At 43.0% G+C, this 12772-nt stretch carries 9 protein-coding genes; 7 read left to right on the top strand and 2 right to left on the bottom strand.

Annotation, left to right across the window (positions count from 1 at the left end; translation table 11 throughout):
- Positions 1 to 52: 52 nt before the first annotated feature.
- Positions 53 to 1489: an aspartate ammonia-lyase gene (locus C1A07_RS07285; RefSeq protein WP_101876524.1), complete on the bottom strand. Its 1437-nt coding sequence runs from the start codon at positions 1487 to 1489 to the stop codon at positions 53 to 55.
- Between the two features lie 130 nt (positions 1490 to 1619).
- On the opposite strand from C1A07_RS07285, the gene C1A07_RS07280 reads away from it, so the two are divergent.
- From C1A07_RS07280 to C1A07_RS07270, 3 genes are all read left to right on the top strand, one after another.
- Positions 1620 to 2558, top strand: a complete 939-nt coding sequence (locus C1A07_RS07280) for a LysR family transcriptional regulator (RefSeq protein ID WP_101876523.1) — start codon at positions 1620 to 1622, stop codon at positions 2556 to 2558.
- Positions 2559 to 2671: 113 nt separating this feature from the next.
- Positions 2672 to 5263, top strand: coding sequence for an ATP-dependent chaperone ClpB (gene clpB / locus C1A07_RS07275; RefSeq protein WP_101876522.1), 2592 nt, complete (start codon positions 2672 to 2674; stop codon positions 5261 to 5263).
- A 105-nt stretch (positions 5264 to 5368) separates the two neighbouring features.
- Positions 5369 to 5596 carry a hypothetical protein gene (locus tag C1A07_RS07270; protein ID WP_145996043.1) on the top strand — a complete coding sequence of 76 codons (228 nt, stop codon included), beginning with the start codon at positions 5369 to 5371 and terminating at the stop codon, positions 5594 to 5596.
- A 67-nt stretch (positions 5597 to 5663) separates the two neighbouring features.
- Here the strand turns inward: C1A07_RS07270 and C1A07_RS07265 are convergent, their stop codons facing one another.
- Entirely contained in the window at positions 5664 to 6146 is a 483-nt protein-coding gene (locus C1A07_RS07265; protein ID WP_101878078.1) for an S-ribosylhomocysteine lyase, read from the bottom strand.
- Positions 6147 to 6312: 166 nt separating this feature from the next.
- Between C1A07_RS07265 and trpS the strand changes: the two genes are divergently transcribed.
- The 4 genes from trpS to C1A07_RS07245 all read left to right on the top strand — a co-directional run bounded on the left by trpS (position 6313) and on the right by C1A07_RS07245 (position 12765).
- Positions 6313 to 7317: a tryptophan--tRNA ligase gene (trpS, locus tag C1A07_RS07260; RefSeq protein ID WP_101876520.1), complete on the top strand. Its 1005-nt coding sequence runs from the start codon at positions 6313 to 6315 to the stop codon at positions 7315 to 7317.
- 246 nt (positions 7318 to 7563) lie between these two features.
- Positions 7564 to 10179, top strand: coding sequence for a cation-translocating P-type ATPase (locus tag C1A07_RS07255; RefSeq protein WP_101876519.1), 2616 nt, complete (start codon positions 7564 to 7566; stop codon positions 10177 to 10179).
- A 69-nt stretch (positions 10180 to 10248) separates the two neighbouring features.
- Positions 10249 to 11754: a glycerol kinase GlpK gene (gene glpK, locus C1A07_RS07250; RefSeq protein ID WP_101878077.1), complete on the top strand. Its 1506-nt coding sequence runs from the start codon at positions 10249 to 10251 to the stop codon at positions 11752 to 11754.
- 111 nt (positions 11755 to 11865) lie between these two features.
- A complete protein-coding gene (locus tag C1A07_RS07245) occupies positions 11866 to 12765 on the top strand; it encodes a fumarylacetoacetate hydrolase family protein (protein ID WP_101876518.1) in 900 nt (299 codons plus the stop codon).
- Positions 12766 to 12772 lie beyond the last annotated feature (7 nt).

The following is a 12772-nucleotide window of genomic DNA, read 5'->3' as shown; positions in this document are numbered from 1 at the left end:
GCCTTTAATAAAATAACTCTAAATAGTTGACTTGTCAAGTCATAGAAGCAGATTACTTGTTTTTAAGCAGCAGCTCTTTTCCGGAAATTCCAGGCTCAGTCATGTGGACAGGATCTAAAATACGGTCCAGCTGCTCCTGAGACAATAGATTTTCCTGGAGAATAATGGATCTTACAGGCTCCCCGGTCTGCAAAGCCTTTTTGGCAATATCTGCAGCTTTTTGATAACCCACATGGGGACAGAGAGCAGTGATAATTCCCACGCTGTTTTCCACCAAATATCTGCATCTTGTTTCATTTGCAGTAATCCCGGAAACACAGTTGTCCACAAAGGTGCGCACTGCGTAAGCCAAAGTGTCAATAGACTGGAACATGCAGTAAAAAATAATAGGCTCAAAGGCGTTTAATTCCAGCTGCCCTGCCTCTGCGGCCATAGTAATCGTCACATCATTTCCAATAATATTAAAAGCTACCTGATTTACCACTTCCGGAATTACAGGGTTCACCTTTCCAGGCATAATAGAGGAGCCGTTTTGTCTGGCCGGCAGATTAATTTCATTAAACCCCGCCCTGGGGCCGGAGGACATTAACCGCAGATCATTGGCAATTTTAGAAAGAGTGACGGCGCAGGCCTTAATTGCCCCTGACACGGCGACAAATGGGTCCAGATTCTGAGTGGCGTCAATTAAATCAAAGGCCTGAATAAAATCCATGTCAGAAACCTCATTAAGATTGGGCACGATCTGCCTTAAATAAGTTTCGTCGGCATTGATTCCTGTGCCTACGGCAGTGCCGCCCATATTTAAAGTTCTCATTTCATCCATGGCCTTATCCATTCTGTGAATATCCCGCATAATAGCTACAGAATAGGCCTTAAATTCTTGCCCCAGACGGATGGGAACAGCGTCCTGCATCTGAGTTCTGCCCATTTTTAAAATATGATTAAATTCATCAGCCTTTTGGCATAAAACCTTGTGAAGGCGAAGCAATTCCTGTTTCAGGTTGTGCAGCAGGCGGAGAGAAGTCATTTTCCCTGCGCTGGGAATTACATCATTTGTAGACTGGCCGCAATTTACATGATCATTAGGATTTACAATAGAATAATCTCCCTTGGAGCCGCCTAAAAGCTCAATAGCCCGGTTGGCGATAACCTCGTTGGCATTCATGTTCAGGGAAGTGCCGGCGCCTCCCTGAATGGGGTCTACAATAAAATCCTTGTGAAACCTGCCGGCCAGAATTTCATCACAAGCCTGTACAATGGCTTCTGCAATTCTTCGGTCCAGAAGCCCTACTTGACAGTTAGTTATGGCGGCGGCTTTTTTAATATAAGCCAGGCTGTTAATAATCTCTGGATGCATGTTTAGCCCTGTAATATGAAAGTTCTCTGCAGCCCGCAAAGACTGCACTCCATAGTACACATTCTCAGGCACGTCTTTAGTTCCAATGGAATCCTTTTCTATACGATAATCAACCTTATTTCCCCTCTTCATATTTACTCCTCCCAGAAAAATCTTCTTCTTGATCTTATTATAAGGAAGGATTAATATATAATCAAATACATAAAAAAATATAATTTCTATAAATAAAAAGTTATAATTAACAGATGAAAAGGAGGATGAAATGTTCTACGGAATGGAGTACATGTACGTTGTATATGAGGAGAAAAGCTTTTCTAAAGCAGCCAAAAGGCTGTTTATTTCTCAGCCTTCATTAAGCGCCACTGTAAAACGGATTGAAGAGCGGATAGGATATCCTGTATTTGACAGAAGCAGCAAGCCGCTGAAACTGACAGAGTGCGGGGAAAAATATATAAATGCTGTAGAAAAAATAATGTCCATAGAAAATCAATTTACAAATTTTGTTAATGATTGGAGCGGACTTCAGACGGGGAAGCTGGTACTTGGAGGCAGCAGTTTATTTTCCTCCTGGGTGCTGCCTTCCATTATGGGCAGGTTCTCCAGAAAATTTCCTTTGGTGAAAATTGAGCTGATTGAGGAAAGTACCGGGGAGCTGGAAGAGCTTTTAAACAGCGGGAAAATTGACTTTTTGCTGGATAACTGTATGCTGGATGAAAACATATTTGAAAGCAGCGTTCTGAAGGAGGAGCATTTAGTGCTGGCAGTGCCTGAAAGCTTTAAGGTCAATAACAAATTAAAGTCTTATCAGCTGACAGTGGACAGTATAAGAAACGGAGAATTTTTAGAAGCAAAGGTGAAACCAGTGCCGCTAAAGGAATTTAAAGGCCAGCCCTTTATTATGCTGAAGCCTGAAAATGATACGAGAAAGCGCGCCATGGGCATCCTAGAGAAACATAATTTTATGCCGGAGATCATATTTGAGCTGGATCAGCAGATGACCTCTTATAATATTACTTATTCGGGAATGGGAATATCCTTTATCAGCGATACCTTGGTTTCTAAGGCGCCGTTTCACAATAAAGTGATTTATTATAAACTGTCCGGGGATGACAGCTGCAGAAATATTTCATTTTATTGGAAAAAAGGCAGATATTTTACAAGGGCTATGAAGGAATTTTTGGAGATTGCCAAAGAAAAATAAAAAAATAGCACTCACCTCTTGACAGTGCTAATAATATGTGGTATGTTATAGTACGAATAGAACAGAAAGTAAGATTATAGTTTATACGTACCACTTGAAAGGAGGTTCGTGTTATGAATATTAATAAATTTACGCAAAAATCTATAGAAGCAGTCCAGAACTGTGAAAAACTGGCGTATGAGCATGGAAATCAGCAGATTGAGCAGGAGCATTTGCTGTACAGTCTCCTTACTGTAGAGGATAGTTTAATTTTAAAGCTTATTACTAAAATGAATATATCCCCGGAGCTGTTTTTAAATGAGGCAGAGCAGCAGGTAAGCAAGCTGCCTAAGGTCAGCGGCAGCGGTCAGGTGTATGTCAGCAATGATCTGAATAAGGTTTTAATTAACGCAGAAGACGAGGCCAAGGCAATGGGAGACGAATACGTCTCTGTAGAGCATCTGTTTTTGTCAATGCTTCGCCAGCCTGATAAAACCTTAAAAGAAATGTTCCGCCAGTACGGCATTACCAGGGAAACATTTTTACAGGCCTTATCTACTGTAAGAGGCAATCAGAGAGTAGTAAGCGACAACCCGGAGGCCACATATGATACCTTGGAAAAGTACGGCAGCGATCTGGTAGAGAGAGCCAGAGGTCAAAAGCTGGACCCTGTCATTGGCCGAGACAGTGAAATCAGAAATGTAATTAGAATTCTTTCCAGAAAGACAAAGAATAACCCAGTGCTTATCGGCGAGCCTGGAGTAGGTAAAACGGCGGTTGTAGAAGGCCTGGCTCAGAGAATTGTAAGAGGAGACGTGCCTGAAGGCCTGAAAAACAGAAAGCTGTTTGCCCTGGATATGGGCGCTTTAGTGGCAGGCGCCAAATACAGGGGCGAGTTTGAGGAACGTTTAAAAGCCGTTCTGGAAGAGGTGAAGAAAAGCGAGGGCCAGATTATTCTGTTTATCGACGAGCTTCACACTATTGTAGGGGCCGGAAAAACAGAGGGCTCCATGGACGCCGGCAACTTGTTAAAGCCTATGCTGGCAAGAGGAGAGCTGCACTGTATAGGCGCTACTACATTAGATGAATACAGAAAATATATTGAGAAGGACGCTGCCCTGGAAAGACGTTTTCAGCCTGTGCTGGTGGATGAGCCTACAGTAGAGGATACAATTTCTATTCTCAGAGGTTTAAAAGAAAGATATGAGGTTTACCACGGAGTAAAAATTACAGACTCAGCTTTAGTGTCAGCGGCAGTACTTTCAGACAGGTATATTACAGACCGTTTCCTTCCTGATAAAGCCATTGACCTGGTAGATGAGGCCTGCGCCCTGATAAAAACAGAAATGGATTCTATGCCTGCTGAGCTGGATGAATTGTCCAGAAAGATTATGCAGATGGAAATAGAAGAGGCTGCATTGAAAAAAGAGACTGACCATTTAAGCGAGGAAAGACTGGCTGCACTCCAGCAGGAGCTGGCGGAGCTTCACGATAAGTTTGCCTCACAAAAGGCTCAGTGGGAAAATGAAAAGTCTTCTGTAGATAAGCTTTCCAGACTGCGTGAAGAAATTGAGCTGTTAAACCGTCAGATTCAGGATGCCAAACAGCAGTATGATTTAAATAAAGCTGCGGAGCTGCAGTATGGGAAACTGCCTCAGCTTCAGAAAGAGCTGCAGGAGGAAGAGGAAAAGGTAAAGAAACAGGATCTTAGTCTGGTACATGAAAGCGTTACTGATGATGAAATCGCCAGAATCATTTCCAGATGGACCAATATTCCTGTAGCGAAGCTGACTGAAAGTGAAAGAAGCAAAACCCTTCACCTGGACCAGGTGCTTCACAAAAGGGTAATCGGACAGGACGAGGGCGTTGAAAAGGTTACAGAAGCTATTATCCGCTCTAAGGCGGGAATTAAGGACCCTACAAAGCCTATTGGCTCCTTCCTGTTTTTAGGACCTACAGGCGTAGGTAAAACAGAGCTGGCAAAGGCCCTGGCAGAAGCCTTATTTGACGATGAATCTAATATGGTGAGAATTGATATGAGCGAATACATGGAGAAGCATTCTGTATCAAGGCTTATTGGAGCGCCTCCAGGATATGTAGGATATGATGAAGGCGGACAGCTGACAGAAGCAGTCAGGAGAAAGCCTTACTCTGTAGTGCTGTTTGACGAGGTAGAAAAAGCCCACCCGGATGTATTTAACGTGCTTCTTCAGGTTCTGGATGACGGACGAATTACAGATTCCACAGGCAAAACCGTGGACTTTAAAAATACAATTTTAATTATGACCTCTAATATTGGTTCCCAGTATTTATTAGACGGAATTGATGAGGGAGGAAATATCAGGCCGGAAGCAGAGCAGATGGTTATGAACGATTTAAGAGCCCATTTCAGACCGGAATTTTTAAACCGTTTAGACGAAACGATTTTATTTAAGCCTTTAACAAGAGACAACATTGGAGGAATTATTGATCTGCTTATTGAAGATGTGAATAAACGTCTGGCAGACAAGGAGCTGTCTATTCAGCTGACAGACGAGGCCAGAAAATATGTGGCAGAAGAGGGCTACGATCCTGTTTACGGGGCTCGTCCATTAAAACGTTACCTGCAGAAGCATGTGGAAACACTGGCAGCCAGAATGATTCTGGAAGATAAGGTTCACACCGGAAATATTATTGTAATAGACTTAAATCAAGATAAAAACGGGCTGACAGCTTATACAAAATAATTCTGAAAAAACAGGAATAACTTCCCCTTCCCCGTAATAAAATATTATGAAATGGTTGGCCTGATTTTAGGCAATCAGAAGATTAAGAGAAGGGGACATGTTATTATGGCAAGGACAAGAAAAACCAGCAGGGAAAAATTGCAGGAAAAGTTAGAAGAAATAACAGAAGCCATGGCCAAATACGAGGAAGGCCTTGAAAAGCTAAAGGCTGAAAAAAAGGAATGTGAAAAAGAGCTGCATAACTTAGAGCTTCAGGAGCTGTTAGGGCTGATGAGTGAAAAAAATATGTCAGTAGAAGATGTAAAACGAGTAATTGGAAACATAGGCCTTTAATTAATAAATGCACAAAAAAGAAGCATTGCTGTTGGCGCTGCTTCTTTTTTGTGCTATATTTTTCTGTTTAGTCTTCTGGATAATAAAGTCTGGAATCATCAATGTGGTCCAGCACCTGCACTAAAAATTTGTCGGCCAGATAATTGGCCATAGGCAGATTCATGTCCAGATAATTGCCGCAGTCTCTGGCAGAAGCGCCGGGAACCTGGCCTTTAAAGTCACGGATAAACTGGAACATAGAGGTCAGAAGAGGAATAATGTCCTTAGATTCATAATCTCCGCTTAACAGCAGATAAAATCCGGTGCGGCAGCCCATAGGTCCGAAATAAATAATTTTGGGCCCGAAATCAGGGTGATTTCTTAAATAAGTGGCAGCCAGGTGCTCTATAGTATGCATTTCAGCTGTATTCATAACAGGCTCTTCATTAGGGCGGGTCATGCGGATATCAAAGGTTGTGATCACCGCGCTGCCCGCCGGATCCTTTCTGGATACATATACTCCAGGCAGCAGTTTTAAATGATTAATAGTAAAGCTGGTGATTTTTTCCATAATTTTATTCTCCTGTCTAATGTCATATGTTAAAGTATAAATCATAGAAATCATTTTTACAAGGAATACCCTTATTGCCTGGAGAATATATTTCTTGACATTTTGAAGAAAATCTACCAAAATAGAAACATGGCGAAAAAACCTGTTTACAGGAGGAAATAAACATATGTTAAACGACAAAAAAATCTTATTTAGCGGAATGCAGGCTACAGGAAATCTGACTCTTGGAAATTACCTGGGAGCTTTAAAAAACTGGGTGACTATCAGTGATGAATATGAGACTTTTTACAGCGTGGTGGACATGCACTCTATTACAGTGCGCCAGGACCCGGCAGAGCTGAGAAAGCGGGCCAGAACTCTTTTAACTCTTTATATTGCCGCCGGCCTGGACCCGGAGAAAAATTGTATTTACTATCAGTCCCATGTGTCCGGCCACGCAGAGCTGGCATGGATTTTAAACTGCTTTACTTATATGGGCGAGTTAAACCGTATGACTCAGTTTAAAGATAAGGCGGCAAAACATGCAGACAATATTAATGCCGGCCTGTTTACCTACCCGGTGCTGATGGCTGCAGATATTCTGCTGTACCAGACGGACGTAGTGCCTGTAGGCGTAGACCAGATGCAGCATCTGGAGCTGACAAGAGACATTGCCCAGAGATTCAACAGTATTTACGGAGACGTATTTACAATTCCCGAGGCCTACATTGGAAAGGTGGGGGCTAAGATTATGAGCCTTCAGGATCCTTCCAAGAAAATGTCCAAGTCAGATGAAAATGTAAATGCCAGCATTTATTTGATGGATGATCCGGACACAATTATCCGTAAGTTTAAAAGAGCTGTCACAGACTCAGAGGCATGTGTGCGCTACAGTGAGGAGCAGCCGGGAATTAAGAACCTGCTTGATATTTACTGTGCATGTACAGGCAAAACTCCGGCGGAGGCAGAAAAGGAATTTGAGGGAAAAGGATACGGAGATTTTAAACTGGCAGTTGGAGAATCAGTTGTGGGCGTGTTAAAGCCTCTTCAGGACCGTTTCCATGATCTGACGAAAAATAAAGATTATATTGACGGAGTAATTAAGAATAACAGTGAGAAAGCCAATTACTTTGCCACCAAGACTTTGAGAAAGGTTCAGAAAAAAGTGGGATTCCCAGAGAGAATTCGTTAAATCTTTGTAAATCCTATTGATTTTTCTATTCTTCTGTCATATAATACATGAAACAAAACTGAATAAGAAAAGGGAGTAGTTGAAATGCCTTGTCAACAATCGCGGCCCTAGTGGTCTGGTGAGGCATACCTAGATGGTAATGAGACTTTTCATGCATGAATGTCAAATTGTAAGTTTGTACATTTTCATGCATGAAAAGTCTTTTTTAGTTCATACCATATGTAATAGAGAGAGGAGCGTCATAAGATGAAAACATGGATTCAGTTATCAAGAGAAGAAGCTATGCAAAAGATGGAGGTAACATCTGCAGGATTATCTTCCGGCCAGGCAGAGAAAAGGATGGCAGAATACGGGAAAAACGTATTAAAGGAATCAAAGAAAAAAAGTACGTTTCAAGTATTTTTAGAACAGTTTAAAGATCTGCTGGTTATTATTCTTATTGCAGCGGCATTGATTTCAATGGTATCAGGGAATATAGAAAGCACTGTTGTAATTTTTGCCGTAATTATTCTCAACGCTATTTTAGGAACAGTACAGCATGAAAAGGCGGAGAAATCTCTGGACAGCTTAAAAGCCTTGTCGTCCCCCACGGCAAAAGTAATGAGAGACGGGAAAAAGGCGGAGCTGGATTCTAAGGATGTAGTGCCTGGAGATATTCTTTTGCTGGAGGCCGGGGATCTGGTAGTGGCTGACGGCAGAATTTTAGAGAATTATTCTCTTCAGGTAAACGAAAGCTCTTTGACTGGAGAGTCTACAAATGTAGACAAACAGGAGAAACCTCTTACCGCGGCTAGTGTGGCCTTGGCTGATCAGACGAACATGGTATTTTCCAGCTCTTTGGTTACAGGAGGAAGGGCTGTAGTTTTAGTTACAGCAACTGGAATGGAAACTGAAATAGGAAAAATAGCTGCTTTAATGAATGAAACAAAAGAAAAGAAAACTCCCCTTCAAATCAGCTTAGATCAGTTCAGCAGCCGTCTGGCAATGGTGATTATGGCCATTTCCGCTTTAGTTTTTGGATTAAGTATTTACAGGAAAATGCCTGTTCTGGATTCTTTAATGTTTGCAGTAGCTTTGGCAGTGGCGGCAATACCGGAAGCTCTCAGCTCCATTGTTACGATTGTGCAGGCCATGGGCACTCAGAAAATGGCAAGAGAGCACGCTATTATTAAAGATTTAAAGGCAGTGGAAAGCTTAGGCTGCGTATCTGTAATCTGTTCTGATAAAACAGGAACCCTGACTCAGAATAAAATGACAGTTCAGCAGGCGTACCTGGACGGCCATTTAATGAAGGCCAAGGACTTTAAAAGCAGAAATCCAGTGGCTCAGTATCTGCTGTACACTGCAATATTAACAAATGACGCCGCGTATACAGAAGGCAAGATGATAGGTGATCCTACAGAGTTTGCCCTTTTGGAGTTGGGGCATAAAATCGGGGTGGATGAAAATGAGATGAGAAAGGAAATGCCTCGTCTAGGGGAGCTGCCTTTTGACTCAGACAGAAAGCTGATGAGTACAGAACATAAAATTTACGGAAAACCAACGCTTCTTACAAAGGGCGCTGTAGACGTGCTGCTTCCAAGGGCTGTAAATATTATGACTACAGACGGCGCGCGGCCTATGAGAGAGTCTGACAGACAGAAAATTCTTACTCAGAATATGGAGTTTTCCAAACAAGGATTAAGAGTATTGGCTTTTGCGTTCCGCCATCTGGAGGATGGGGAAAAGCTGAATATGGACAGCGAGCAGGGCTACACCTTTATCGGACTAATTTCCATGATGGACCCGCCTAGAGTAGAGTCCAGAACAGCTGTAGCCAATGCCATCAGAGCTGGCATCAAACCGGTTATGATTACAGGAGATCACAAGGTTACGGCATCTGCCATTGCCCAAAATATTGGAATCCTGGAGACGGGAGATATTGCCGTCACAGGGCCGGAGCTGGACGCTATGTCAGAGAGAGAGCTTCAGGAAAAGCTGGATCGGATTTCTGTGTATGCCAGAGTATCACCGGAACATAAAATCCGCATTGTCAACGCATGGCAGGACAGAGGCAAAATCGTAGCTATGACAGGGGACGGAGTCAATGACGCCCCAGCCTTAAAAAAAGCTGATATTGGAGTGGCCATGGGTATTACAGGTACAGAGGTATCTAAGGACGCAGCTTCTATGATTCTGGCGGATGATAATTTTGCAACTATTATTCAGGCAGTGGAAAACGGAAGAAATGTATATAGAAATATTAAAAATGCCATTCAGTTTCTGCTTTCAGGAAATATGGCAGGCATTCTCAGCGTTTTATATACTTCCCTTATGGCCCTGCCGGTGCCGTTCGCTCCTGTGCATCTGCTGTTTATTAACTTACTTACAGACTCCCTGCCGGCTATTGCCATAGGTATGGAGCCTCCGGAAAAAGGACTTTTAGAGGAACCTCCCAGAGACCCTTCAGAGGGAATTTTAACGAAAAACTTTATGATGACTATTTTAGTTCAGGGCGGTTTAATTGCAGTCTGTACCATGATGGCCTATTATACAGGATTAAAAACAGGGGGAGAAAATGCTCAGGCAATCGCCAGCACTATGGCTTTTTCCACCCTTACCTTGGCCAGATTGTTCCACGGATTTAACTGCCGAAGCCAGCATTCCATTATTCGTTTAGGCCTGAAAAGCAATTTGTGGAGTATTATGGCCTTTGAGGCGGGAGTAATTCTTCTGGCAGCCGTGTTATTTGTACCTGGACTGCAGACACTTTTTTCAGTGGCAGACCTGACAGTAAAACAGCTGGCTACTATTGTAATATTTGCCCTTGTTCCCACTACTTTGATTCAGGCATATAAAACCATTAAGGAAAGTATGAGATAAAAGGTTGATTCCTGTTTTCATATATACTATGATGAAGGAAGAAAACACCTTGAAGGAGAAGGACAAATGATGGGAAAATATATAGCTGCTTTAGATCAGGGCACTACCAGTTCACGGTGTATTTTGTTTGACAAAAAAGGAAGTATATGCAGTGTGGCGCAAAAGGAGTTTACTCAGATTTACCCCCAGCCAGGCTGGGTGGAGCATAATCCTATGGAAATATGGGCCGCACAGCTGGGGGTAATGACGGAGGCAATGGGAGCTGTAGGGGCGGACCACAATGATATTGCAGCAATTGGGATTACAAATCAAAGAGAAACAACAATTGTCTGGGAAAAGGAAACAGGCCGTCCAGTATACAACGCTATTGTATGGCAGTGCAGAAGGACTGCGGACAAAATTAAGGGGCTTAAAAAGGACGGCCTGGAGGAGTATGTAAGAGAGGTTACAGGTTTGATTCCCGACGCCTATTTTTCAGGCAGTAAAATCGCCTGGATTCTGGACAATGTGGAGGGGGCCAGAGAAAAAGCAGAGAAGGGACAGCTGCTTTTCGGCACAGTAGATACATGGCTGATTTGGAATCTCACTAGAGGAAAGGTATTTGCAACAGATGTTACCAATGCCTCCAGAACTATGTTATTTGATATAAGAAATCTGAACTGGGACGACAAAATCCTGGATTATTTTAAAATACCTAAAGTAATGCTGCCTGAGGTGAAAATGTCCAGCGGTCTTTTTGGATACACTGACAGAGAAATTTTAGGAGGTCACATTCCTATTGCAGGAGTGGCGGGAGACCAGCAGTCGGCCTTGTTTGGACAATGCTGTTTTCAGCCTGGGGAAGTAAAGAATACATATGGGACAGGCTGCTTTACATTAATGAATACAGGTGAACAGGCCGTCCGGTCTGACCACGGCCTTTTGACAACAATCGCCGCAGGTATTGACGGGAAGGTGCAGTATGCATTAGAGGGCAGCGTATTTGTGGCGGGGGCGGCAATTCAGTGGATGCGGGATGAGATGCGTATGCTGAAATCAGCTCCTGTTTCAGAAAAATATTGTGTTTCAGTGGAAGACACAGCTGGCGTTTATGTAGTTCCCGCTTTTGCAGGTCTGGGAGCGCCTTATTGGAATCCTTATGCAAGAGGAATGGTTGTGGGAATTACCAGGGGAACAAAAAAAGAGCATTTTGTCCGGGCGACTGTGGAGTCCCTGGCATATCAGGTTTATGATCTTGTTAAGGCTATGGAAATGGACGCAGGGATTCCTTTAGGCAGGCTGAAGGTAGACGGCGGGGCCAGCGCCAACAACTTTTTAATGCAGTTTCAGGCTGATCTTTTAAATATACAGGTAGAAAGGCCGGAATGTATTGAAACCACAGCTTTAGGCGCGGCATATTTGGCCGGATTGGCAGTGGGATACTGGCAGGGAAAAGAGGATATAAAAAAGAACTGGAAAATAGACAGAACTTTTTTAAGTTCCATAGAGGATGAAAAAAGAAACGCTTTGGTAAAAGGGTGGAACAGAGCTGTTAAATGTGCCTGCGCCTGGGCAGAGGAAGCAGATTTGGACTAACTTTTCTGGCAGTATCAGTAAATTTGTGCTACAATAACAAGAAGAGTCTGAAGAAAAAAGCGCTGCATAGAGACAAGAAAATTTTGGACAGCGCTGGAATGGGGAGGCGCTATGAAATTATTGACATATGAGGCAGGTGACAGAATCCTGCTGGGAGCTTTAAGTAAAGATGAGGAGTGGGTATATCCCTTAAAATCCCTGGGCGTGGACTATAAGACTATGCATGAACTGGTCTGCGGAATGGGACAGTCGGAAAAACAGCTGATTGATTACACAATAGACAGGCAGCCGGAGCCATATACTATACAGGGGGCGGCCAGACTGGAAGATATTAGAATTCTGGCGCCTATTGAAAGGCCTCAGCAGGATATTATTTGTCTGGGAATCAATTATATGGAACATGCTGAGGAGTCGGCCCGGTTTAAAAAAGAAGAATTTAATGGGGAGAGGCCCTACGCCGTTTATTTTTCTAAAAGAGTAAATCAGGCTGTGGCCTGCTTTGAGGGAATTCCCAGCCACAGCCAGATTACAAAGCAGCTGGATTATGAGGCGGAGCTGGCGGTGATTATTGGAAAAGAGGCCAGCAACGTAAGCCTGGAGGAAGCCGAGGAGTGTGTATTTGGCTATACCATTTTAAATGATATCAGCGCCAGGGATATTCAGAACAGACATAAACAGTTTTATTTCGGAAAAAGTCTGGATGGAAGCGCTCCAATGGGACCTTGGATTGTGACAAGAGAATCCCTGCCTTATCCTCCTAAGCTTGCCATCTGCTCCCGGGTAAATGGAGAGATTAGGCAGAACAGCAATACCAGCCAGATGATTTTTGGAATCAGCTATGTTATCAGCGAATTATCTGCCGGGATGACATTAAAACCAGGAACTATTATTTCTATGGGAACGCCTTCAGGAGTGGGCTTAGGATTTACCCCTCCCAAATTTCTGAAAGAGGGAGATATGGTAGAATGTGAAGTAGAAGGAATAGGAACCCTGGTGAATAAAATTATATAACAAAAAA

This window comes from Lachnoclostridium edouardi, assembly GCF_900240245.1.
Classification (GTDB): domain Bacteria; phylum Bacillota; class Clostridia; order Lachnospirales; family Lachnospiraceae; genus Lachnoclostridium_A; species Lachnoclostridium_A edouardi.
This window is presented reverse-complemented; position numbering and strand designations above follow the sequence as displayed.

Excerpts from the sequence above, each read along its gene's own strand:
- glpK (WP_101878077.1), top strand. The coding sequence starts at position 10,249 with ATGGGAAAATATATAGCTGCTTTAGATCAGGGCACTACCAGTTCACGG.
- C1A07_RS07265 (WP_101878078.1), bottom strand. The coding sequence starts at position 6,146 with ATGGAAAAAATCACCAGCTTTACTATTAATCATTTAAAACTGCTGCCT.
- C1A07_RS07280 (WP_101876523.1), top strand. The coding sequence starts at position 1,620 with ATGTTCTACGGAATGGAGTACATGTACGTTGTATATGAGGAGAAAAGC.
- C1A07_RS07255 (WP_101876519.1), top strand. The coding sequence starts at position 7,564 with ATGAAAACATGGATTCAGTTATCAAGAGAAGAAGCTATGCAAAAGATG.
- C1A07_RS07285 (WP_101876524.1), bottom strand. The coding sequence starts at position 1,489 with ATGAAGAGGGGAAATAAGGTTGATTATCGTATAGAAAAGGATTCCATT.
- clpB (WP_101876522.1), top strand. The coding sequence starts at position 2,672 with ATGAATATTAATAAATTTACGCAAAAATCTATAGAAGCAGTCCAGAAC.
- trpS (WP_101876520.1), top strand. The coding sequence starts at position 6,313 with ATGTTAAACGACAAAAAAATCTTATTTAGCGGAATGCAGGCTACAGGA.
- C1A07_RS07245 (WP_101876518.1), top strand. The coding sequence starts at position 11,866 with ATGAAATTATTGACATATGAGGCAGGTGACAGAATCCTGCTGGGAGCT.
- C1A07_RS07270 (WP_145996043.1), top strand. The coding sequence starts at position 5,369 with ATGGCAAGGACAAGAAAAACCAGCAGGGAAAAATTGCAGGAAAAGTTA.